The 23,870-nt window shown below is 52.7% G+C and carries 23 protein-coding genes; 13 read left to right on the top strand and 10 right to left on the bottom strand.

Going from position 1 to position 23,870, the window contains the following annotated elements; translation table 11 throughout:
• Positions 1-9 precede the first annotated feature (9 nt).
• Positions 10-702: a fimbrial biogenesis chaperone gene (locus EoCCA6_RS11460; RefSeq protein WP_152082758.1), complete on the bottom strand. Its 693-nt coding sequence runs from the start codon at positions 700-702 to the stop codon at positions 10-12.
• 52 nt (positions 703-754) lie between these two features.
• Complete coding sequence (locus EoCCA6_RS11455; RefSeq protein ID WP_152082757.1) at positions 755-1,339, bottom strand: fimbrial protein; 585 nt, start codon at positions 1,337-1,339, stop codon at positions 755-757.
• Positions 1,340-1,714: 375 nt separating this feature from the next.
• Here EoCCA6_RS11455 and EoCCA6_RS11450 point away from each other — a divergent pair, with 375 nt between their 5' ends.
• From EoCCA6_RS11450 to EoCCA6_RS11395, 12 genes are all read left to right on the top strand, one after another.
• Entirely contained in the window at positions 1,715-2,524 is an 810-nt protein-coding gene (locus tag EoCCA6_RS11450; protein ID WP_152082756.1) for a winged helix-turn-helix domain-containing protein, read from the top strand.
• A gap of 3 nt (positions 2,525-2,527) precedes the next feature.
• Positions 2,528-3,016: a hypothetical protein gene (locus EoCCA6_RS11445; protein WP_232623255.1), complete on the top strand. Its 489-nt coding sequence runs from the start codon at positions 2,528-2,530 to the stop codon at positions 3,014-3,016.
• Positions 3,017-3,243: 227 nt separating this feature from the next.
• Positions 3,244-3,867, top strand: a complete 624-nt coding sequence (locus tag EoCCA6_RS11440; protein ID WP_152082755.1) for a common pilus major fimbrillin subunit EcpA — start codon at positions 3,244-3,246, stop codon at positions 3,865-3,867.
• A 45-nt stretch (positions 3,868-3,912) separates the two neighbouring features.
• Positions 3,913-4,590, top strand: a complete 678-nt coding sequence (locus EoCCA6_RS11435; protein WP_152082754.1) for an EcpB family pilus assembly chaperone — start codon at positions 3,913-3,915, stop codon at positions 4,588-4,590.
• A gap of 6 nt (positions 4,591-4,596) precedes the next feature.
• Positions 4,597-7,179 carry a CS1-pili formation C-terminal domain-containing protein gene (locus tag EoCCA6_RS11430; RefSeq protein WP_152082753.1) on the top strand — a complete coding sequence of 861 codons (2,583 nt, stop codon included), beginning with the start codon at positions 4,597-4,599 and terminating at the stop codon, positions 7,177-7,179.
• On the top strand, positions 7,157-8,755 hold the full coding sequence (locus EoCCA6_RS11425; RefSeq protein WP_152082752.1) for a receptor: 1,599 nt from the start codon (positions 7,157-7,159) through the stop codon (positions 8,753-8,755). Before EoCCA6_RS11430 ends, EoCCA6_RS11425 begins: the two co-directional genes overlap by 23 nt.
• Positions 8,756-8,761: 6 nt before the next feature.
• Positions 8,762-9,415 (top strand): hypothetical protein, encoded by a 654-nt coding sequence (locus EoCCA6_RS11420; protein ID WP_152082751.1) that lies wholly within the window; start codon positions 8,762-8,764, stop codon positions 9,413-9,415.
• A gap of 73 nt (positions 9,416-9,488) precedes the next feature.
• Complete coding sequence (locus tag EoCCA6_RS11415) at positions 9,489-9,683, top strand: hypothetical protein (RefSeq protein ID WP_023302847.1); 195 nt, start codon at positions 9,489-9,491, stop codon at positions 9,681-9,683.
• 23 nt (positions 9,684-9,706) lie between these two features.
• On the top strand, positions 9,707-9,892 hold the full coding sequence (locus EoCCA6_RS11410) for a hypothetical protein (RefSeq protein WP_152082750.1): 186 nt from the start codon (positions 9,707-9,709) through the stop codon (positions 9,890-9,892).
• A gap of 66 nt (positions 9,893-9,958) precedes the next feature.
• Positions 9,959-12,055 (top strand): peptidase domain-containing ABC transporter, encoded by a 2,097-nt coding sequence (locus EoCCA6_RS11405; RefSeq protein ID WP_152082749.1) that lies wholly within the window; start codon positions 9,959-9,961, stop codon positions 12,053-12,055.
• Entirely contained in the window at positions 12,052-12,801 is a 750-nt protein-coding gene (locus EoCCA6_RS11400; RefSeq protein WP_152082748.1) for a hypothetical protein, read from the top strand. The genes EoCCA6_RS11405 and EoCCA6_RS11400 overlap by 4 nt, the downstream gene beginning before the upstream one ends.
• A 6-nt stretch (positions 12,802-12,807) precedes the next feature.
• Positions 12,808-14,058, top strand: a complete 1,251-nt coding sequence (locus tag EoCCA6_RS11395) for an HlyD family secretion protein (protein WP_152082747.1) — start codon at positions 12,808-12,810, stop codon at positions 14,056-14,058.
• Positions 14,059-14,217: 159 nt separating this feature from the next.
• On the opposite strand, the gene EoCCA6_RS11390 is transcribed toward EoCCA6_RS11395, so the two are convergent.
• The 8 genes from EoCCA6_RS11390 to EoCCA6_RS11355 form a co-directional block, all read right to left on the bottom strand.
• Complete coding sequence (locus tag EoCCA6_RS11390; protein WP_152082746.1) at positions 14,218-15,174, bottom strand: YbgA family protein; 957 nt, start codon at positions 15,172-15,174, stop codon at positions 14,218-14,220.
• 136 nt (positions 15,175-15,310) lie between these two features.
• The gene (locus EoCCA6_RS11385) at positions 15,311-16,036 is read right to left on the bottom strand and encodes a MerR family transcriptional regulator (RefSeq protein WP_152082745.1); all 726 of its coding nucleotides are present in this window, start codon (positions 16,034-16,036) and stop codon (positions 15,311-15,313) included.
• Positions 16,037-16,186: 150 nt separating this feature from the next.
• Positions 16,187-17,197 (bottom strand): fimbrial protein, encoded by a 1,011-nt coding sequence (locus EoCCA6_RS11380; RefSeq protein WP_152082744.1) that lies wholly within the window; start codon positions 17,195-17,197, stop codon positions 16,187-16,189.
• Positions 17,197-17,715, bottom strand: coding sequence for a fimbrial protein (locus tag EoCCA6_RS11375; protein ID WP_152082743.1), 519 nt, complete (start codon positions 17,713-17,715; stop codon positions 17,197-17,199). The genes EoCCA6_RS11380 and EoCCA6_RS11375 overlap by 1 nt, the downstream gene beginning before the upstream one ends.
• Positions 17,706-20,231 (bottom strand): fimbria/pilus outer membrane usher protein, encoded by a 2,526-nt coding sequence (locus EoCCA6_RS11370; protein WP_152082742.1) that lies wholly within the window; start codon positions 20,229-20,231, stop codon positions 17,706-17,708. Before EoCCA6_RS11370 ends, EoCCA6_RS11375 begins: the two co-directional genes overlap by 10 nt.
• Before the next feature lie 20 nt (positions 20,232-20,251).
• On the bottom strand, positions 20,252-20,932 hold the full coding sequence (locus EoCCA6_RS11365; protein WP_152082741.1) for a fimbrial biogenesis chaperone: 681 nt from the start codon (positions 20,930-20,932) through the stop codon (positions 20,252-20,254).
• A gap of 53 nt (positions 20,933-20,985) precedes the next feature.
• On the bottom strand, positions 20,986-21,570 hold the full coding sequence (locus EoCCA6_RS11360) for a fimbrial protein (RefSeq protein WP_152082740.1): 585 nt from the start codon (positions 21,568-21,570) through the stop codon (positions 20,986-20,988).
• Positions 21,571-21,621: 51 nt separating this feature from the next.
• Positions 21,622-22,224, bottom strand: a complete 603-nt coding sequence (locus EoCCA6_RS11355; RefSeq protein WP_152082739.1) for a LuxR C-terminal-related transcriptional regulator — start codon at positions 22,222-22,224, stop codon at positions 21,622-21,624.
• An 848-nt stretch (positions 22,225-23,072) separates the two neighbouring features.
• Here EoCCA6_RS11355 and EoCCA6_RS11350 point away from each other — a divergent pair.
• Positions 23,073-23,870, top strand: coding sequence for a winged helix-turn-helix domain-containing protein (locus tag EoCCA6_RS11350; RefSeq protein WP_152084442.1), 798 nt, complete (start codon positions 23,073-23,075; stop codon positions 23,868-23,870).

Here is a 23,870-nt window from a genome sequence, read left to right as displayed (position 1 = left end):
TCTTTCCGATCACTGGCTGGTGAAAGTCCGGGTTTTATACGCACCCAGATCGTCCACATACATCACCTGGAAGGTCTGACCGCGTTTCACCGCGTTTTTTGTGGCTACCGTCAGTTGTCCAAAAGGCGACACCATCGGAGAATCCTGGAGTAATTTGGTTTTACCCTGCGAAATGTTGGCGACGGTAATATGGTACGGGCTGTTATTACTGATGCGGAATTGATCCCCGTTGGCGACAAGCGTCAGTTTTTTAACGGCGTCATCCAGCGAGCCTGTCAGCGACGCCGGGCGATAAAAAAGTTTAATGCGCGATTTAATCGCCAGCTGAACGGTATTTTGGTTCTGAAGATTTTCAGGTTTCGGCGGAATGTCGAGCACGTTCAGGAAAAACACAGATTCACGATCCGCAGGCAAATTTGCCGGGAGCTTTTTAATGCGCAACTGCTGACCATTATGTTCGCTCACTTTAATGACCGGTGGTGAGAGCAGGAAGGGCACTTTTGCTGTTTCCGGCGTGGAGTTAATATCACCATCATCGATCCATGATTGCACCAGTGCGGGAGCATCTCCGGTATTCATTAACTGGACAATCACCTCTTTGTTATTTTCAGGATAAAGAACACGGGTGCCATTAATGACGATATTGGCCCATGATTGACCTGTGCTGAGCAGTAACACTGCCAGCAAAATAGCCTTACGCATGATTGCAACCTTAAATACAGGCTCTGCAAAGACAGAGCCTGAAAAAGTAATATTACAGGTAGGAAATGGTGTAAGTGACGTTGGAGCTTAACTCGCCGACCGTTGCGGCGGTGGCGTTAGTTTTATAGTAATAAACATCCAGCGTCAGCGTTTCTGAATCAGGTGCTGTTGCCGTCCCCATAATATCGGTTGTGTAAGCCTGATTCAGCGCAATTGGGGTAGATGCACCCGGTTTAACTAAAGCAAAGCCCACGTTACGCGCAACGCTTGTATCGCTTTCGTTAACGCTGTTATTCAGCAGGTATTTTCCGTCGGTAGAAATATTATCCGCACTGGAGAAGTACACTTTCAACGGTGTTCCTGTGGTGCCCGCCGCCGGGGAACAGCCGGAGAAGGTTAAGGCGATAGATTTTTTATTTTTGGTAATCAGGCCAACCGTTGTCCCGGCATCTTTTACCGAAATTGGTGAGAGCGCAACAGTAAAATCAGCGCTTTTACCGCCGTTAATGGTACAGGTGGTATCGGTAATGGCACCGGTAAAGTTAATTACACCCCCCGCTGAGTTATCTGCGGCAACCGCGCTGGTAGACGCCATAGCCGCGGCCAGCAAAGAAACGGTCATGATCGATTTGAACATGATAAACTCCATAATGTTTTGTTTTGTATAAAAATGAATGTTATTCGGCTGCGCAGCACGCGGTTAACGGGTAAAGCGCATAGCGACGTGAGAGACACGCCGTGACGAGATTATGTTGCATCAAAAAGATACAAAACAAAACATTATTCCGTTTGGTTTCGGTAATAGAGATTATAATCTTGCTATAATGTTTTTTTTAAGATCATAACCCAAATGCCTTCTTTCGAAGGTTTTAATTAATGAATTAATAATCCTTAATTAATGAAGTTTTCTATATCCGCTACTCAAATAATATTACTTGACTTGACCACACTAACTTTGGACTTATTATTGCGAGGGAAATACATAAATCTATAACAGTGGTGTAATAATAATATGAAGTATCTCATTGATCTCGCAATGCTTTATGAAGTAGACACCGGTATGATCATGATTAATGGAGAGGAGGAATCTTCCATTAAGTTATCAAATCAGGCTGCACGTTTACTGTATGAACTTATCATCAATAATGGTAAAACTCTCGACAGAGATGACCTGATAAAAAAGGTTTGGGAGGAACACGGCTTCTCAGGTTCATCGGTCAGTCTTAATGTTGCCATAAGTGAAATCAGAAAGGCGTTTCGTATTTTGGGGCGCGATCCGATGTTGATTAAAACGATTCGCGGTAAAGGTTTTAGTCTTGCGGCACATATTGAACATCACACGGTCAGGCCACCTGTTACCCCTCCCACTCCTGAACAGACGCTGGTGGAAGAATCGCATATTCAAATTCAGCAGCGAGATCCCGACCCTCCCAAACGATATCGTCACTTGCATACTGCCTTTATAATCTTATGCGCAGTATGCCTGGTGACGATTGTTGGATTTGCCCATCTGTTTTTTCAGAAACAGTCATATGCAGACAACATGAAAGATTCTGACGTCCATCTGCTCGGCAAAGTGGACAGGTGTACGGTATACCTTATCGATAAGAACATGTTTCAGCCGCGACAGTTCTATTTTAACCGCGTTAAAGAGGTCATCGCGAAACGGCAAATCGACTGCGAACATCAAATTGCTGATGCTTACTATTCAAACTTCAAAAAGTCGCAGATGGAAAACTATTTTCTGGCTCTCTGTTACCAGCAGGACAGTGTCGATGATTATAAGAATTGCATTTCTTACAGAAGCCTGACCGGGAGTTAAAATATGTCAAGGACTCATAACCTGAGTGTGTTGTTTGGTGTCGTACTGGTGTTGTCTGTCATCGCATTGCTGTTCTTTTATTTTATGAGAACCCAGGAAGAGGGATTTGGCTGCCAGTCAGATACCGTTTCCTGGAAAACGTATTCCTCGGGTGATTTGACCGATATGTCATTAACGACCCTTTTTCTGTTTAACAGCACGGATGTCGTGACGGTCATTCATAAAGGCGTTCTCCGAAAGGGAGGGCACAGTTACCTGATCGACCGCAATTACATCCTTAATGTCGAGAAGGTCGACGGAAGTAATATTTACTACATCAAAGATAAAAAGCTGAATAAATCCGAGGATGATATTGCGCCTGACGGAATTGTAAATGAAATGTTATTGGATAATATTAACTTCTTCTATATCAACAAAGTCAAAAAACACGCGTGGCTAATTAAAGGGCTGGTATTGCCTGTAATGATGTGCGTGGCTGTTCCGACATCCTGATATTTCACGTCAATAATAGAATCGATGATTATCTATTTTCTGAAAATCAAACGATTTATTCATTATGTAACAACAAGATACACATATTTATTTTTTATATTCATCTTTTATCGCGGGTGAGTGAATTTTTCTGTATTGCCTCGCTAATTTTGGCCTGACTATACTCCGCCTCGAAAAAGGGGCACCCCTTTTTATACATGTGGATTATTTTTTGAAGGATTAATTAAATGAACAAACTGAACGCTATCGTTCTGGGCTCTCTGCTGTCTCTTTCTGCCCTGAGCGCTGTGAATGCAGCGGAAACGACTGCTTCTGCTACCTGGCAGGCAACCGCGACCAAAGACAGCGAATCCGATCTGGTCGTTACGCCAACGCGTGCTTTGAACTTTGTTTACAGCGCAAATACGAAATCATTCAACACCGATACTGGTCTGTTTGATGTGGCTATCCGTGGCGATCACTCTACGGCGACGACGTTTAAGCTGGAAGCTATCCTCGACGACTCCAATAACACCCTGTTCAGTGTTGGTGGCGAAGCGACCAAACTGAAAGTCGGCGCTCGCTGGGGCGGCAACGACCTGGGCTCTATTGGCGGCTCTGTGGGGGCGAAATCTACCGCGTGGACCACGCTGGTTGACTCTGCGTCTAACACCGGTGTCTCTTCTGGCCTGTGGAACCTGACCACCAGCGCAGGCGCTGTGGCTGATACCGAGATCACCGGCCAGGACAAATTCGTGTTCTACGTTGATTCCGCTCAGGACAATGCAGGTGCCGCGAAAGAGTTCAAAAACCTGACCAACAGCCTGTGGGAAGGTACTGTGTCCGTTGCGTTCCGCGCAACCTGGGGCTAAGGCCTGACAGATACAGGGGCGTAAGCCCCTGTTCAGGGGAATATCATGTTTAGCCTTAAATCCGCCTTCTTCTTTTTAATGTTTATCTCTTCCTCCGCGCTGGCGATTAATGTGGGCAAAGTCACCACCATTATTCCTGCCGATGCGGATACCACCTCAAAGGAATTAAAAAACGAAGCGGATACCGTGCGCATTGTCTCCGTTAGCGCACAGCGTATCAGCAGCCCGATGGATGAAGGGATCGTGATTAATCCAGAGAAAGTGGACGAACTGTTGTTGACGCCCACGCGGATGGTGATGCCCGCCGGAACCAGCAATATCGTCAAATTTTACTATCACGGTAACGCTGATAACAAAGAGCGCTATTACCGCATTACCTTCATTGACGAAGGGGTGAGTGAAGATCGCGATAACGGTTCGCAAAAGAACGGGAAAGGGATGACGCGCGCGGTAGTGAGCACCATCCTGGTGGTGCAACCGAGGGATAAAAAGATCGATTTCGTCTATGTGGCGGGAAAGATCACCAATAAAGGCAACACCTCGTTTCGCGTCAATGCGACAGGGACGTGCCTGAAACCGAACCCGGAATCACCGTCTACGCCGTGTACCAAAAACTTCTATCTGATGCCCGAAACCTCACGCGCTATCGACGATATCAACGTTACGGATAACCATTTTCATCTCGGAATTTGGGACCTGAAACAGTTCATTCCTGTTAAGTAAGGATGCATGGTGAAAAATAAATTAGTGTTGCCGGTGATGATGGCTTGCGCATCCGGCACGCTGCCCGCGTTTGCGTATGCAGCCTCAAGCTCCGTGGTTATCGCTAATTACCGTTTTCCCGACGCGCTTTATGGATTGCTGGAGCAGGGGATCAAAATCCCCGTCTATTTGGTCAATACGCAACCAACAGAAGCGCAACACACCACGGCGAGCGAATATGTACGTATCGGTGACGTGACGCTTTTTGCGAAGGATCTCAAACTGGGGCTGAGGGATGTGCAGGTTCAGGAGTCCGATAACGGCATTCGTTTGTCGAAAGAGATGCGCACCCTGCTGCAGAGCATTAACGGCAAGCAGTTTAATGACCAGATGCGCATTCCGGTGAGTGCGGGCTCGGCGTTCGAACTGGATCAAAAAAAGATGCGCCTGCTGCTGAATCTGTCCCGAAGCGATTATGGAGTCAATATCCGCCCCCGCGAGGTGGATATTGATGCGCCGGAGTCTGACGATCTGAGCGGAACGTTCTCCTATAACCTCGGCGCGTACCACACCGAGAGTGGTTACGGTGATAGCTGGTCATCCGGCTTTATCAACGCGAAAAGCTGGATCTCGATGGGCGTCGACCACCTGCTGATCGACGGCTCTGGCTATGTGAACGAAAACAGCAGCGACACCCAGATGAACGCGGCAATGTGGGAGCGTGATTATCAGGGGATGCGTTACGCCGCCGGTATGCTGAACGGCTGGGCGATGCAGTCCCTTGCCAGCGTCAGCGGGATCGCTGGCGGGGAAGTGTACGGCGTGTCGATGGGCAACCAGGCCAACTCGCGCAAGCGTGACAATACGCTCTCCCTGACGCCGGTCGTGGTCTATTTCCCGACGGCGGGCGAGGCCCGCATTCGTCGTGACGGCCAGCTGATTGGCATTCAGCGCTTTGACGTCGGCAACCATGAAATTGACACCAGCAGCCTGCCTTACGGGATTTACAGCGTTGAGGTGGAAGTGGTCAGCGGTAGCCGCACCGTGTCACGCAGCATGTACACCGTGAATAAACCGTTCTCCAGCAATGTGTCGGAAACGCTGCGCTGGCAAATGTGGGGTGGCGTCTATAGCCGCGATAAATCCATCGTCAATTACAAGAAATACGCCAAACGCAAAAACGAGCAGGACAACACTTACTACTACGATTACGACACCAAACATAAAGACACCATGTCGCTGGTGGGGGCCTCCTTCAGCAAACGCAGCGGGATGGTCGACTGGAATGCGTCGACCTACATGATGCGCGAGCACGTGGTCAGCGAGCTGTGGGCGTCGCTGAACCTGACGGACGCGTTCTCGGTGAACACGCAGACGATGGCGGCCTCCGACGGAACGTATCGCGCCAACTATGGCGCGAATCTCAGCCTGCCGTGGCAGATAGGCTCGGTCTGGTACTCCCACGAGCAGCTCTCCAGCGGCAAATTTCTCGATATCTATGAGAGTAAAGGCAACACCTGGGGGGCGTCATTTAGCCTGCCTTCTTTCGGCCTGCCCTCTGCGGGCAACCTGAGCCTGATGCGCCAGGAAGACGAAATGTACCGCTATAAGCGCTACCAGCTGGATTACTCCCAGGGGTTATACGCCGGACGCTACGGCACGGCACGCCTGCGCGTCGGCATGTCGCGCAACAAATACGATGGGTATTACGAAGAGAAAGATCGCTACGTGATGCTCGACTTCTCCATTCCGCTGGGTAACACCGTTTCGGTCGGCGTTTCCCATAACCGCGATACCGGTACGGCACTGAACGTCAGCGCCAGCCGCCAGTTCGACGGTGATTATCTGAAATCGGCCACGGCCAACGTCTCGAAAGCCTTTAACAGCACCCAGGATCGCAGCGTAAGCGGCGGGGGCAGCGTGAACGTTGACACACCATGGAACAGCAACATCCTCAGCGTTCAGAGCGGCATGAGCAAAGGCTGGAACTCCACGCTGACCAGCGACGGCAGCGTTGGCTGGTCCAAAGAGGCCATTGCCGCCGGGAAAGGAACCGAAAGTGCAGGCGTGATTGTCAGCACTGGCCTCAAATCTGACGAGGCACTGACGCTGAAGCTCAACGGCCGCGCGGAACGTATCAAAGGCGATAAAACCTGGCTGTCATTGCCTGCGTATCAGGCCTATGACCTGGAAGTGATGAACAGTGAAACCGGCATCGAAAGTTACGAGATAGGCGCGAATGCGCGTCGTCATATCACGGTTTATCCGGGCAATACGGTGGTGATGAAGCCGCAGGTGAAGAAAATCGTCACCCTGTTTGGGCGTCTTGTCGATGCAAACGGCAATCCGATTCGCGCCACGCAAATCAAAAACCACGTCGGGCTGACCCGCACGGAAAACGACGGGCGCTTCGTTATTGATGTGGATAAAAACAACCCGGTTCTGAGCATTGCCACACCGGACGACAGCGTCTGCGAGGTGCGTCTGGATATCGAGTCTAACCGCGGTGCGCTGTGGCTGGGGGACATCTCCTGCGATAAGGGCGATTACGTCTGGCAGGAAGTAAAAGGAACACAGGAACGTGACGATGAAAAAGATATTCGCTCTTAATTTGCTCCTGATGAGCGCGGTTGCCCAGGCGCAGCAAATGCCCTATTTCGCCATTAATAACCCTGATAACAACGGGACGGGAAACACTGCAGCGCTGTTCAGCCTGAACAGTACCTCGACCTCGTTTTTACACGGTTCACGTGAATGGCCAGCGCTCAGCGCCAAAACCAACAACGGGATTGCCACCTATATTCCGGACAACAGCTATAGCGGGCCGGCGGGCAGTGCGCTGACGATCAACTTTTCGGTGACGGGGTCCAGTGCCTCTCCGTTCTTTAAGGGCACTTCCTGTTCTTCATCCTGCGGCACCACGGGCTACACCCCGACGACAAGCTACACCGACACGTCAATGGTGGTGAAGCCTCCGGTGATTGAACCCGGCACCTCGTATGGCCGCTGGGTGTTGGGCGATCCGTTCTTTAACTACCTGCTCAACTCGGCACCGGGCGATGAAGTCACCATCACCTCTACGCCGCAAATCAGTTCCATCAATAAGGTGACGACCACCAACACGCTGCACAAGGTGGGGACGCTGACGATGACCAACTCCCGTGCGCTCAATCTGGGTATCGATCCGATTAGCGGCGAGGTCACGATAGTGGATGGTTCCACGGGAAGCGCCTGCACCAAATACACGCGAAATACGGTGTCGGGCGTGTTGTGTGAACTGCTGGAATATACTTTTGTCGGTGAGGATATCACCGGTTACAGCCCTGGCCTGGCGCTGACCTCATCGCGTGTCAACAGTGTGTTGCAGTCACACATGAGCGGCGGAACCGGTCTGGCTGCCGAGCTGACGTTTGATGAGAGCAACTGGTACAGCATTTCCGGCGGGATACTGAGCGATACCCGCGTGCTGGCTAATACCTTCCTTGCCGCGCCGCAGAAAAACGGCGGAAAAGCGTATCTCAAAATCTTTTTGCCTAAAGCGCTGATTTTAAGCGTGGCACAGGCGGGTGACGGCAGCAGCATTGGCAATATTGTCAGCCTGTGTCTGACGCCAGGGAACAGCTCGCTGGCTGCCGACTTCTGCTTCCAGCCTGGGGGCGGGCTGGTGATCAACCCGATCCAGCCAGGGCTGGCGATTGTGCCCGACAATCCTGATTATACCCTTGACCCAAATGGCCTGGGCGGTTCCGGTAAAGGAACCATTGGTGAAGCGCCCATTACGATCCCCTACACCATTACCTACAGCGGTGCGCAAAGCGATGCTGCCATCGGCGTCACGGTTAAGGTAAGTGGGCCGACGCAGAGCCTGAACGGGGTGGATTACTGTGCCTTCAGCGGTAACGGTTTTACTGTGCCCATTCCGGGCAATGTGCTGGTGGGAAAAAGCCAGACGCTACTGGCGCACAACTGTAAAGGCGAAGTGCTTCAGGTGCCTGCACCTGCCACCCATGCCGCAGAGTGGGACAAAATGAGTTCCGGCGTGACGGATGTGTGGCTGTGGAAAACGCCGCTGGTGCTGCAATTTGTTATGGATAATCCGGTATCGAAAACGACCTTTGACGGAAATAGCTGGTTTGGCGAAGTTACCGCTCAGGGGAAAATAGATGTCAGCGCATCCTGGAATTAAACGAATATGACTGCAAAATTCCTAGCTATTTTTGCAATAAATTGCTTCATTTCCTCAGGCGCAAATGCTTTAATTATCGAAAGTCTGAATATTGATTTTTTACCAGAAAAGGAAGTTGTTTTTCAGCCTATAAAAAATGATACCAGTGAGCGGCAGAATTATACCGTCTCGCTTATTCAGGTAGACGTTCCCAAAGAGAAAGGGAAAGAGACTGAAATAAAGGACGGCGAGTTGATGTTCTCGCCAAAGCAATTGACGCTGGGGAGCGGTGAACGGGCCGGTTTTAAATTTTATTATACCGGCCCGCACGACAATAAAGAGCGCTACTATCGCGTAAAATTCACCGAGACGCCGCTCCAGGCGCGGGTTGTGATGAGTAAAGGCCAACGCATCCAGTCGGATGTGGTGGTTTCGCTTGAGGCAATTATGATTGTCCGTCCCTGGACCAGACATTTTGATTATGCGTTTAGCAACGGGGTGGTGAGTAATACGGGGAATACCTATTTTAAATATGTATCCTCGATCGGGTGCAGTACGCAATATAACAATTCGAAATATCTTCCACCGGGACAACGGCTGGAAATAGATAATGCCGGGCAGCCTGCAAGGCGGATGATTATTTATGGAAATAAAATCATTCCGCTTTCAACCTGCCCGTAGCAACCGCTTTCCTTCATAAAAGGAAATTAACCTTTAGCATCACGCTAAAGATCCATAACTACAGGAGAAAAAAATGAAAGCGATTTCATTCACAGAAGCGAAAGATATTATCGGCGGTGCGTTGAACCCGTTTGCTGGTCTGGTTAAAGGTGCACAGCTCGGTTACGACACCGGTGCCAGCATCATGGGCATGGTAGGCGGTGTGGTTGGCGGGATTCTGGGTGGCGCAATGGGCTTCCTGGGCGCGCTGGTTGGCAGCTACAACTAATTCACGTTAACAGGAAGAGAATCATGCAAGTTATCGATTTCAAAAAAGCACAGGCCATCATCGGTGGTTGGGACCCGTTTGCTGCGGCTATGCAGGGCGCAAGCGCTGGATATAACGCGGGCAGCCAGATGTTAGGCGCGCTGGGCGGTACTATCGGCGGTGTGTTCGGCCTGGTGGGCGGCTTCATTGGCGGCTTCTTCAGCGCATAAGTTTTTGACCTATGCACACATGGCCCGCATTGCCGGGCCATTTTTTTATTTCAGCCACGGATAATTATGTTTTCGCTTTTTCAGTATAAAAAACAGGGTAAGACACCTGTTATTCGCCAGCATGAATTTACCGAATGTGGACTGGCCTGCCTGGCGATGGTGATGGGGCACTATGAGCACCATGTCTCAGTAAGCCAGTTACGCCGGGAGATCTCGGTTTCCGCCGATGCGGGAACGTCCATGGCGGAACTCATGACCCTGGCCAGCGACAAAAATATGACCGGCCGGGTGTTAAAAGGCGAAATCACTGAAATTGAAACCTCGGAGCTACCGCTTATCGCCTTCTGGCGCGGTAACCATTTTGTGGTCATTGTGAAGGTCGACAGCCGCAGCGTCACTGTTCACGATCCCGCCAGCGGCGTGCGCCGTTACCGTCTCAAGGAGGCGGAAAAACTCTTCTCCGGCTATGTGCTGGAGCTTAAACCCACCCCGCGTTTCGAAAAGAAATCGCCGGACGAAAAGCTGACCCTGGGGCGATTAGCCAACAAATCTCCAAGCCTGTTCCAGCGCCAGCTACTGCTGTTTGTGCTCTCTATCTTTACGCTTATCACCATGCTGGCAAGCCCTACCTATGTGCAGCTGATCATGGATGAAGCCATTGCCCGTAACGATAACGACCTGGTGATCTTGCTCACCGCCATCTTTGCGATTGTCTTTATTTTTGAAGTCATTGGTAAATTCCTCAAGCAACTGCTTGAGATCCTGATGCGCAACATTGCCTATGACGACCTGAGTCAGTCGGTTCGCCACTACATGCTGCGCACCCAGACCAGCTGGTTTCGCTCGCGCCCGCCGGGCATCGTGCTGGCGATCGAAAAATCACTGCACGCCTGTGCGGAGTTTATCAGCAATGGCTATGTGCAAATCCTCTTCTCCAGCCTGATTGCCTTCACCAGCCTGCTGTTTATGTTGCTGTATAACGTGAAGATTGCGGTGCTGACGATGCTGCTGATGGGCGTCTTTTTCCTGATTCGCTTTTCGCTAATTGGCCCGTATCAGCGCGCCGTGGATGACTCCATTGAGCGTACCGCACAGTACGAGTCGCTGCTGGTGGAGACCCAGAAAGGGATCATTACGCTCAAAGCCAACAACATGGAGCAGGCGCGGGATGCGGTGATGGATAAATCCCAGCGCGAGCACATCGCGGGGCTGATGCGCAAAGAGCGGCTGCTGGCACGCTTTGACGTGGCCTCGCTGCTGGTCATCAACGCTGAACAACTGCTGGTCGTCTGCTTTGGCGCGTGGCTGATTCTGGAAGGGCAGATGAGCATCGGGATGCTCTATGCCTATATCAGCTACAAGCGCTATTTTTCCGATGCGATGGTGCAGGTGGCGCAAAAGCTGCTGGATAAAAATGCCCTGAAAGGGCCGCTGGATCGCGTGGGCGATCTGCTGTTTTCCCCCTCAGAAGCCAGCCAGTTTGGTAAACGGATTGTTACCTCACCTGTCAGCCTGGAATTTGAGGACGTTTCGTTTGCTTACCCTGGCCGCGAGGCAACGTTGCAACATATCACGATGACCCTCAAACAAGGGGAAGAGGCGGTGATTGTCGGCCAGAGCGGTTCGGGTAAAACCACGATGCTGCGCCTGATCTCCGGCATGCTGCTGGCGACATCGGGTTCGCTGCGGATCAACACGATCCCAATTAACGAATGCGATCTCTCTTCGCTGCGTCAGCATATTCGCATCGTACATGCGGACGATATTCTGTTTACCGGTTCGATTCTGGACAACATTGCCTGTTTCGACAGCGCACCCGACAAAGAACAGGTGATTGCCGCCTGTCGGCTGGCGGAAGTAGACCACGTAGTGAGACGCCTGCCGCACGGTTATGAAACTGAACTCCTGCCGGGCAACACCTTTTTCTCTGCCGGGGAGATGCAGCGCCTGGTGCTGGCGCGTGCCCTGTACAGCCAGCCGAAGTTGCTGCTGTGCGACGAAGTGACGGCAAACCTGGATAAGACCACTGCGCAAAAGGTACTGGCGAATCTGCGCAGTCTTGGGATCGGCCTGGTGTTTGTTACCCACTCACCGGATGTCGTTGGCTGCCAGGGGCGTCTTTATTCCATGGAAAACGGCACGTTGCGGGAGTGTAGTCAATGATGTTTCTTCCGCGTCTCTATGCGCGGCTCTGCGCCCGTCACGTTGGCAGTTCGCTGCTGGCGAACCGGATCACGCAAAATTACAGCCAGTTTATGCATTGCCCGGAGGCCGATGTTCCGGCTGATTTTCTGCGTGAGAACGCATGGGAGCTGAGCGGTTTTGGCTTCGTGGAGCAGGTTTTTCCTCCTGCGCTCTGGCGGCGTAATGTGCGTTTCGATCTGTACCAGCGCGTGGCAGAAATGACCCGCGAGCAGGATTTTTACTGCCAGCCACGCACGCTGCTGCTGGGGATGCGCTGGGCGGGTTTTGGGCTGGTCATGGATGCGCTCTTATCCACCGCGCCGGACGATGTGCAATTTCAGTTTATTACCCACTATCCCGCCTTGCATAAGCTGATGGCCGCGCACGAAGCCCGACGCGCAGGCTCCTTCTTTGCCCGCCAGCGTCGGGTGACGGTGCTTATGATGGACGAGCGGCTGGCGGGGGCATCGTTGTTCATGACCCGCGCGGGTGAACAACCGGCGTGGCTAACGGATGTGTCGACGCGCTTTTTAACGCGTTACGGGTATGGCATTCGGACCTTGCTGCCTGCCTGCTCACTTCACTCCCCTGCGTTCAGGCTGGAGAGCCAGCGGTATGCGCCAGCAGATTACCGTCAGGCCGCTACTGCCACGCTGAATGCGCTGCGAAACACCCCCACGCTCTGGAGTGCCTGGGACGATCTTTCAGTGATTTATCATGGATGACATGTCGTGAAATTAAAAAACCGTAACCGGCAGCGCCGACCGCTGATCCCGCACCATTTTTCGAAAAGTTACCAGATTAATGCCCCCCGGCTGAAGGCTGTGCTGACGCTGTTCATTTCGTTTTTTCTCTGTCTGCTGGTCTTTTCCGTGGTGTTTAATTTTTCCGAAACCACGCTGGCGCGCGGCGTGCTGATCCCCGCTCAGGGCGATGTCGAAGTGCGGGCCAGAGAGTCCGGTACGATCGTTGATTTCGCGGTCCGGCCAGGTGAATACGTGAAGGAAAATGACCCGCTGTTTACCGTGTCGCAGGATTATGGCGGCAAGCAGGGATCGGTCGTGCAGTTCGATCGCCAGCAGATGGAAGCGGAAAAAAAGCGTAGCGAACAGCGCATACAGGCCATTGAGGATTCTGTCGCGTCATACCGTAAAAACCTGGCCCAGCAGCTTAAGATTACAGACAGGCAGATTGCGGTTTCACGGGATAAGGTCACGAAGCTGCGTGCGCTGCTGAAAAACAGTACCGACACTTACGACGCCTGGAAAGCGATAGCGGGAAAGGGTTACGTTTCGAAGGTCGATCTCGATAAGAGCCATAACGACGTACTCAATGCCCAACTAAACCTGACGCTGGAAGAGAGCACGATCCTTGACCTGGAAGCGCGGAAAACCAGTTTGTCTGACAGTACGCAGTCGCAAATCGATTCCCTGAGCGAAGAGTTGTTGTACGTGAAGAACCGCATCAGCGAGATCGACCGTAATCTCTCCAGCCGGGGCAGTTCCACCATGGCTATGCTGGCACCATCCGATGGCTATGTGGTGGCGATTAACTTCCCGCCAGGCCGCGCCATTACGCAAAACAGCGAGGTGGTGGTGGTGATCCGCAAAAATACCACGGCGACGATGGAAGGGTATCTGTATGTTCCGGCGATGGGTGTCGGGCGAGTGGCGAAAGGGGATAAGGTCAAGCTGCGCTTTGACTCCTGGCCTGTGGACAAATATGGCTCAGTTGAAGCGACCCTGGCTGATTTTTATGAAGTGAATATTGATGCTCATTCGGCGCTGATCCCGCTCCAGGAAGGACAAAACTACTATCTTGCTAAAGTGCAGGTTCCCTCCTGGTTTACCGACCCGGACAAGAAAAAACGCCTGTTGATGGGCGGGATGACGGTGAATGCCGATATCGTTATCGATCGTAAGCCACTCATTAACTTGCTTATTGCCCCGCTTGAAAGGGTGCGGACGCGGTTTATTGATTGACCCCATTTTATCGATCGTCGCACCTGTTTATGCATCACGTAACTGTATGTAATTACAGTTTTTTATACGAAAAGCAAAAAAAGACGACAGTGAGGTGTCGTCGAAACGGGGTACTGCCTGGAGCCTCTGTGGGTCTGTGGGCTCCTCGCATTTTTATGTTCAGCTTACGGCCAGACGCAGAGCCAGGTTGTCCGGATAGGGATCAAAATAATTTTGCGTCATCAGGTAGCGGTCCGGGTATTCCGCCAGATAGTGCTTCAGCAGCGTAAGCGGGGCGAGGATTGGCAGTAATCCGTCGCGATAATGCAGGATCACATCCCTTAACTCCCCACGCTGGCGGCTGTTCAGCCGGTTACGGAAATAGCCCTGAATATGCATCAGCACGTTGGTATGGTTTTTCCGCGAGGCGGGTGTTTTCAGGATCGCCATCAATTTTTCGCGGTACGCCACGAAGAAGGCGTCCAGATCGTTCCATTCGTGCAACGAGGCAACAAAAGGCCCGATTTCACGGTAACCCGCCTGGTGGTGCGCCAGCAGCTGGAGCTTGTAACGGCTGTGGAAGTCCAGCAGCGCGCGGCGCGTCAGGCCGTTGGCGCGCAGCGTATTCAGTTCGTGAAGCGCGAAGACGCGTTCAACGAAGTTTTCCCGCAGCATCGGATCGTGCAGGCGGCCATCTTCCTCCACGGGCAGCCACGGCGAGGTTTCAAGAAGGGCGGCGGTGAACAGCCCGACACCCTCCTTGCGGCCCCGGTTGCCGTTTTCATCATATAGCCGCACGCGTTCCATGCCGCAGCTTGGCGATTTTGCACAAACGATGAATCCCGCCAAATCGCCGATTTTTGGCAGATATTCCGCCGTAAAGTCAGCCATTTTCTGCGTAATATCATCATGAGGCGGCTTGCTGAAACGCAGCCGGGTCTCATTGCTTGTCGTCAGCGTAAGCCGTATCGCCGGGCGCGGCGTCGGCAGACCGATCGCCATTTCAGGACAGACGGGCCTGAAGTTCACCCACCGGGCCAGTTCATCCATGACGAAGGCCATACGTTTATGCCCGCCGTCAAAGCGAACGGCAGAACCGGTAAGACATCCGCTAATACCAATGACGGGTTTATTCATGTTGTGCCTCCTCTTACGCCCTCCTTAAAATTTGCACAACATTGTTTATTTGTCTAAGTTTTATTGTGTGTTTTTTGTAATGTACAAAATAATCAACGTATTAAAATGAGATAGTCAGGCACGGGAAGAGAAGGTGTCAGAGGATAATGATGTCAAGTGAGAGGGCCTTCTGCCACTCCGTCAGCTGTTTTTGGCGCGCCGCGGTTAATTTGCCACTGGTGACCAGCAGCCATTTGCGATCCGGGAAAATGTCCGGTGCCAGCGCGGTGAGGGGAGTGGGTAAGATGTCGATACGGTGGCCCTGGCCGGTGCGCATCAGGGCTTCGAGCCAGACCTCACAGGCGTCGTTCAGATACCAGCCGCTCAGCAGGATGTTATCGCCTGGGGCTTTTTTATCGCCTTCCATGCAAAACGAGGTGTACGCCATAAGGATGCCGTCGAGGATTGCGCGCAGGGTCATGGCGGCTGGAATGTTGGCCGACACCTGGCTGCGCAACGGGCGTAATACGTTAGCGACCAGTTCTGCTCGGGGATATTCACGGCCGGCATCGTAAATCATCTGGCGCAGGGAATCGATTTTTCCCTCTTTGAGTCGCGCCAGCAGAGACTGTTGCAGGGTTTGCCAGTTGTCCGTCCGACGCGGCGCAGGGCGCTCCAGCAGCGTTTTTACCTGGCCGATTGGGACACCTTTTTTTACCCAGTCGAGGATCTGCAGGGCCTGCTGAACGTCCGCTTCGCTGTACAGACGATGGCCGCCCTCCGTCCGCCCCGGTTTGAGTAAACCGTAGCGACGTTGCCACGCCCGCAGCGTCGTGGCGCTGATCCCGCTGAGTCTGGCGAATTCGCCGATGGAGTAAGCCATGTCGGTGTCCACAGAGGAAGAATAGTCTCAATATACTACGAATCCTTCCCGACGGAATGAAGCATCGAAGCGGTGCGCTACACTTTACTTCCCACTGCACGTGCTCCGGGCTTCCGGGTCGATCGGCTGGTATGGATGAAACACCGATCCTTACTGATACGAAAACGTGATGCTTGCCAGCGCGTTTGCCGTGCCCGGTATTAGCTCGCCAGTGCGGATATACTGCGCCTGGAACGGCAGCGACAACGTTTGTGCTGCCGTCGTTGTCTGGATAAAGAACTGGTTCGTGGTGCCTGCAGCCGAACTGTCCGGCCCCATCATCAGCGGCCCGGTGCCGTTATAGAAAAACTGCACGCCCACGCCGGAAGCGGTGGAGTCACCTGTCAGCGTAACAACTGACGAGGTGTTTGACGGTGTGGTTTGATCGGTCATCACGGCGTTAACCGCCACGTTCGCATCGCAGGTCAGGCCGACGTTAAATGCCCCCGACGGCGAGGTGCTGCCCACGGTGGGCAGGGTGCGGACATCAATCGTGCCCAAATCGACGTTTGCACTTTGGGTGCCGACGGTGCAGCCGCTCGCCGTAACGGTGATAGTGGTGGGGTTGATAATGACCTGCGCGGTTTTAACTTCGTTGTTATAAGCGGTCAGGATGGCGGCGTTGATTGTCGGCGTTTGATAAACGCCCGATTTCAGCGCCGTGCCAGTTTTAATGAAGGTCACTTTTGCCGACCAGCCTAAATTTGCCGCGTAGCCGCTCGTGCCGTCCGCAGGATAGCTTTGTGTAATGCCCGTTTGCAGCGGAACGTATGTGGTGCCCTTAAAATCCTTTAACCCGATGATATAGCCCACCCCAGGAACACCGGTTTCGAAAATGGTGTAGTTCACACCATCGACAGTGACCGTCATCCCGCTTGATACGGCGCTGCCAGAAGGCTCCAGCGTGCCTTTGGTACAGGTAAAGACCCAGCCGCACCAGAAAACTTCCTCCACGTCAGCAGTGGCGCTCCACGCCGAGCCGATGATATTGCCCGGTATGACGGAGTCCGCAGGCCCGCTGTAGGTCATCGGCTGCGGGGAGAGCACGATGTCGGATTTCCACTCCATCGCAAAGGTCGTCACAGAGACCATCAGCAAACTGATAAACATGAAAAAACGCATTATTGATACTCCGTAGTCCAGGTGGCGACTGCTGAAACGTCCCCGGCGCTGACGGGCGCGCCTGTGGCGGCCAGCCGCGCATAGAAGGTCATTTTTACGCTTTTATCCCCCGCTGCGCCGTATGCGGTGGTTTGGGTGTCCAGCGGGATCAGCACGCTGTCTTTATCAAGGATCTGGACTGCCACGCCGGTTGCCCCGCCTTCGGCAATTTTCACAAGCTGCGGATTGTCATCATCCGGTGTGCCGCTAAAACGGATTTTCACGCCAGCAAACGTCGGGCCGCACTCTTCAAGCGTGAGCGTGAAGGGCGTTTTGATATTGCTGACTGCTCCTGCCTTACTGAATTGCTTAAGGCCGATGGTGCCCAGCGGTACGGTTTGTTCCTGCGAATCCGCTGCGACGATGCAGGTATTGCCGATCAAATTCCCGGTCACGGAAACCAGCACGTCGTAGCCGCGAACCGGAACGGTAAACACCATCAGCAGGGCGATGCCGATGATACGAAGCGTTACTGGCATACCACCTCCTGGGAATAAAGGCCGGTGCGAGGGTTGTAATCCTGTTTGTTCAGACGGTAATCAATGGTGCAGCTTTGGTTGCTGCCACGTCCCCACACCGCCCGCAGCGTGCCCTGCGGTGCCAGCCCGGACAGATAAAGGCTCCCGCCATCGCCGACGATACCGCTGGCGGCGTCATCGGCCTGCGAGACCAGCGTGCCAAACGGCAGCACGTCATGACGGTGGCGCACGATAAACATCGCTTTTGCTCCCTGACGGGTGGTGAGCGTGGCGCGAACCAGCGCACCGTCCGTTGGCGTTTTATGAACGATGGCGTTTTCCAGCTCCACGTCGTTACCTACGGTGGTGACATCCAGCGCAACCTGATTCACCCGATACGGCGTGGCGTAAGGGATCACCGCGTAGCCCCGGCTGTCGGTTTTGATGCCTTTATGGTTGAGCACGGCGACGTCGCTGGCACCCGGCGCTTTCACCAGAATGTTGGTGTTGCCCAGCGGCTGGCTCAGCGTCAGGCCGTCTTCATGCAGCACCGCGCCGCCGCTCATGCCGTAGCTGAGGTTGCGTGAATCTCTCGTGTAGCTGTAGCCCAGGTTGTAATTACCTCTCTGGCCTTCGTACTGCAGTGCGGTGTCGCCGCCGTAGTGCTGTTGGGCGCTGTAGCGCTGGTTCACGCTATAAAACAGATTCTCCTCACCTGGCATATAGCCGCTGACGCCTGCGCTGGTGGTGTTGCCGGTAGAATTCGCCTGCGTGGTGGTGAACCGGGCGCGGGTCGCCAGTTTCGGGTTGCCAAACGGCACTGAAAGCGACATCGCCAGGATGTTGTCTTTCTGGTTGTCGTACAAACTGGTGCTGCGCTGCAGGCTTACGCCGAGAGACACATTGCGAAACGTGGCGTTCCACGCGAACTGCAGGCTCTGTGTGGTTTTCGGTGTGTTCCAGTAAGTTTGCTGATCCCAGGACAGCGACAGCGAACCGTATTCGCCCATCGGCTGCGATAGCAGCAGCTGATTCTTTGCTTTGCGCGACATATGCAGGTTATAGACGGTGTCGTAGTGGGTGGTCACGGTGCCATCATTTTCCACGACCTGCTTTGGCGATCCGCCCGCCATGCCCTTATAGGTAGTATCGCTCAGGGTATAGAATCCCTGTGTCGAGTAGCGCAGAGAGAAGAAATTCACGCGCGTGCCGATATCGTTCAGCAGCTTGCTGTAACGCAGGCGCACCGAATCGCCAGTGTAGTATTTATCGTCAGCCAGTTGACTCCGTGCGTGGGTCAGGTCGACAGAGTATGCGCCAAAGCGGCCGAGGTTTTGCCCGATGCCCAGGGCCAGACCGGTGTACCGATCGGACAATTGCGCTCCGCCGTAAAAGGTGAGGCCGTATCGCCAGCCGTAGAACAGCTCGCCCTGAGCGAACGAAGGTGCGTCCTGATTGCCTGTTGGACGGTATTTACCGGCTCCGAGGGCATATTTCATCTGCCCGTTACGCACCAGATTAGGCACGCTGGCAAAGGGCAGTGTGTACTGCGTTTGGCTGCCATCGCTTTCCTGAATGGTGACCGCCAGATCGCCACCGGAAGAGGTCGGATAGAGATCTTTCAGCACAAACGCCCCTGGCGGAACGGCGGTCTGATAAATGATGTTGCCGTTCTGGCGAACCGTTACGGTGGCATTGCTGCGGGCGATACCGCGAACTTCCGGGGCGTAACCGCTCAGGCTGGCAGGCAGCATATTGTCATCGGTTTTCAGGGCGATGCCGCGCAGCCCAACGGAATCAAAAACCTGTGCAGAGGTGTACGTTTCCCCTGCATAAAACTGGGCGCGCAGGGCTGAAATGTCCCGCTGCAGCCAGGTTTGCACGTGGGTCAGTTCGTTGGTGTCTTTGGTCCACGTGGTGAAATCACGCAACCGCCACGCGCCCAGATTAACGCCGCTGTTAAGGCTCACGAAAAGCTGCTGTTCGCGCGTGCGTGTCTCGCCCTGAAAGTCATTGTTCGAGCCATTGACCACATAGTTCAGCCACGCGGCAGGGATGCCTGACTCCCAGCTTGCCGGGCTGACGTAGCCGCGCGGCAGGTTGCGCATCGCGCTTTGTGGCACCGTGAAGCTGAGGGTCAACGTTTTCTGATCGAAATCAAAACTGGCTCCCGGAAAGGTCTGCGGTAAAAAGAGACAGCGCTGAGCAGGCGGCAGCGCACCGCCCTTTGCCTGGTGGCTATCGATACCGAGCGCGGCGATCTGCTCCGGCGTGACGCAGGGCTGGGCTTCACCGGCGGTATTTTCATCGACGCGGAATACCACGTTACCTGTGAATGCGTAGGTGTTATTGATGTACACGTTGAGGTTGTACTCACCTGGCGGCAACGCACTTCCCGCGTTGACCCAGGCAAGATCGGCGCTGTTCGCGCTCTCACCGTTGAGGAACGCGGGATTAAAGTGCAGCTCACTTTCGGCAGCCATGGCTTGCCGAATGACCAGGGATATCACCATGGCGCACAGGATGTTTATTTTCACGCACTCACGCCTTTATGCTTTTATTTTGGGGACAACGACGAGCGGGTGACTGGCGTCCATGCACCGTAATCGTTAATGGTCTGGTAGCTCATGTCACTCGCATGGCTGAATGTTTCTGCCAGCGTCACGCTTGCTTTTGGTGGCACCATCACTGGCTGAACCGGCATACCGTCGATTTTTACGTTAATGGTGGTGAGGTAGTACGGCGTCGGATTGGTGAGTGTGACTTTACCTGCGCGGTACTCACCGCTGAGGTGTTTCCAGGCATCACCTGCGCCTTCCCCTAGCCCCTCCGGGCGATAAAAGACCTTGATGCGGTTCGCTGAGGCAAACTGCAGTGAATTGCCGGAACCGTTTTTCATCTGCTGCGGGATGGCTTTAACCGTCATCCAGTAGAGTGTTTCGCGGTCCTGTGGCAGGGCTTTGCCGTTAAACATGATCTTCACCACGCTCTCGCTGGCCGGTTTTAAGACGTACAGCGGCGGCGTAATGACGAAGTCGTTGGTGCGTTCCCCTTTTTCACTTTCCATCCAGGACTGGATCAGGAATGTGGCATCGGGATGGGTGTTTCTGACCTGCAGCATGGATTGCGTGGTGGAACTGGAGTAAACCATTCGCGTTGCGCCCAATCCCACGCCGCCTGCGTAAACGACGGATGAACATAACGAGGCCGCCAGACAGATCCCTGTTGTTGCGCGCATAGTGCTTCTCCTGAAAACTGAGTCAGGCCCGGCCGACAGACCGGGCCTGAAAATTACGAATAGGTGACGGTATAAGTCGCAACTGCGCTGGCATCACCCGCAGTGGCATTGCCTTCCGGGGAGTAATATTTCGCGCTGAAGTTCAGGGTGTTGGAGCCGCTGCGCAGCGGGATCGCGGCGGCAGGTTCACCCAGTTTCACGACGTTGCCTTGCTCGTCGTAAAGGCGGATCGCGACGTGCTGTGCTGACGTGGCGCTGCCGTTAGAGCCTACTGCCAGGCTGTTGGCGTCCGAGTTATCTGGCGTACCGGTAAAAGTCACGGCCACGGTTGTTGCAGCGATCGGGTTCTCTTCCGTAGAGCCGGAGGTGTCTGCGATTTCGCAATCTTCCAGGGTAATCGCGAACGCTTTCGCGGTGCTGGCCTCGCTTCCCGCAGCGGCTAGCGTAGCGGTACGAACTTCGCCCATATCGACATCAATGTTGGCACTGCCAGCACTGATGGCACAGGCAGACGTGACGACGCTTCCGTGAAAATTCACCGTACCGCCGCTGGTGCTCGCCGCCAGTGCGGAGCCAGCTGGCAGCAGGGCTGCAATGCTTAACGCCAGCAGAGTGTTGTGTTTTACGCGTGCTTTCATTTTCTTAATTCCTTATTTTTTATTACGAGATTTGCTCTGAAAGCGGCAGGTCTAACTGGTTAAAAAGACCAGCAAATCTGTCTTATTCCTGAGCCCAAGTTTTCTTATCGCTGAGCTTTTTAATGCGCTAACCCGGCGATAAGACAGCTTTTCTAGTTCTGCGATGTAACGTATATCCAGTCCGTTCCTGATCTCCTTTAATACCCTCCATTCTCCCGGCGTCAGCGATAACGCTGCGGGTTTCTTTTTAGGTCGATGTCGGCTATCGACCATTTTTAATAACTTCGCTCGCCACTGATATATGGGGTCCTGCAAGGAGATATAGGCATCAATATCTCCCCTGACCCACAGCAGAGAATTGGCCGGAGCGGAGTACATACAAATAATCACTTCAGGATAATTCGCTTTGATGTTTTTTATATATTTCAGGCAGTCATATCCCGTATGGTATTTCTCAGCGCCAGATACCAGTAAAATATCAATGCGGTTCGATGACAACGCCGTATCCAGTTGCTGATAGTCGCCAACGGAAATTTTTATTTGCGAATCCGGGTTAACGCTCCTTAATAATGTTGTAATACCATGGCGTGCATAATGATCGCCGCCCATCAATGCAATATTTATAGGTTGTGTTGTTTCGGAGTTACTCGCCATGTTATTCCCTCGATTTATAATAGTATCAGGCGGATCATTACTGTTGATGTCAGCCTGTTTTCTCGAAGCAATCACGCATTGCATGGTGTAGGCCTACTATACGCTGGCCAATAAAGAGGTAATCTGAATTAATCTTAATTTGTGTTAATCGCTGTTATCGACACCGGTGACGACGTTATCCTCTTATTGGATTGCTCCCGCTTCGTTGTCTGCAAATAATCATACCCGCAATTTTTAATGAAAATTTAGCTTTGATAAATGTTTTGTAAGGAGAGTGTCTGCTGGTGTCAATCGGAGGGGCCAGATACTGACGATGGATAACAATTTCCGAGTGTTATCATCGATTTATACTGATGATAAGGTGTGCGCATTTTATACAGAGTGGCGGCGTAAATATTGATATTGCTGGAGATTCACAAAAGTTAAGACTTAACCGTTCTGAATATTTCAGACATCCATGTCCATTGCGTTCAATTTGAGCTTTTGTCTGGTTTTGTCAATGTCAAGAGGTGGGCTAACCCTCTTTTCAGGTTTATATCATTAATCAGGAGTAGGGGCGGTTCAGATGTTTCAGAATGATAAAAGGGAGCTTCACAAAAGATGAGAAATGCGTTGTTTAGTTTATGAAGTAGTGCTCCAGGCCGCATTATGCCAGGGTTTCAGTATGTCTTTCAGTTCAGTGAAGCTGCAGGAATGTGAGATAAAATAAGATTTTTCGCCAATTGCTGAGATATACAGCATAAACTTTATCAGTCACATTAATCCTTGCGAGCGGTTATCACGCAAATACTCCATCCATGTTCAGACATGGCGGCTTCAGGATTAACAGGAGAATTCATACTGACCCTATGCATAAGCATTATATTATTAACAACATTGTTGAATTTCACCCTGCGGCAAGCACGTTACGCGATCTCAACAATCCCGACCGCGTCGTGGTGTTAAATTCACCCGCAGGTCGTTGCCTGTTGTTATTAATCGAGAGAGCGGGATCGATTGTGACACAGCAAGAGTTTCTTGATGTTGTCTGGCAAAGCCGCGGCATGCTTGTCTCTTCGAATACCTATTATCAGAACATCTCTATTCTGCGCAAAGGGCTCAAAAAGATTGGTTTTGACGTTGACCCTATTGTGACCATTCCCCGCATTGGATTGACGCTGGCAAGCGATACACAAATAACGATTAAAGGTGCTTGCGCGCGCCCGTCTGAAACAGTGGACGAGCCGCTCGTGGAGACGCAGCCAATAACCGAGCCTTTACCGCCACCTGAACAGGTAGCGGAACCCACAATATCACCTGTGAGGCATTCGCGCTGGCTGGGCGGTATGCTGTTTGTTTTCTTCATACTGGCGGGGGTGGGGATGATTGGCCACAGCAACGCCCGTGAAAACCGTTTTGTCGATGATTATCGTTTTGCGGCGTCGGTGGGAAGCTGCCGTGTCTACCTGGCAAACGATATTCAGACCCAAAACGAACGCGCGAAGGCGCTGGCGTATGTGGACCAATTTAAGGCTGAGTGCGCAAATTATCCCTGGATTTATATCAGCTGGTACGCCCGCCTTCCGCGTGCGTCTGTTATTCGCTGTGACAGAGCAATGAAAGAACCGAACCGCTGTATCTCTGATTATTTCATTGAGGATCGCTAG

Source organism: Enterobacter oligotrophicus (assembly GCF_009176645.1).
Lineage (GTDB): Bacteria > Pseudomonadota > Gammaproteobacteria > Enterobacterales > Enterobacteriaceae > Enterobacter > Enterobacter oligotrophicus.
The sequence above is the reverse complement of the archived record's forward strand: the minus strand, read 5'-3'. Positions and strand labels throughout refer to the sequence as shown.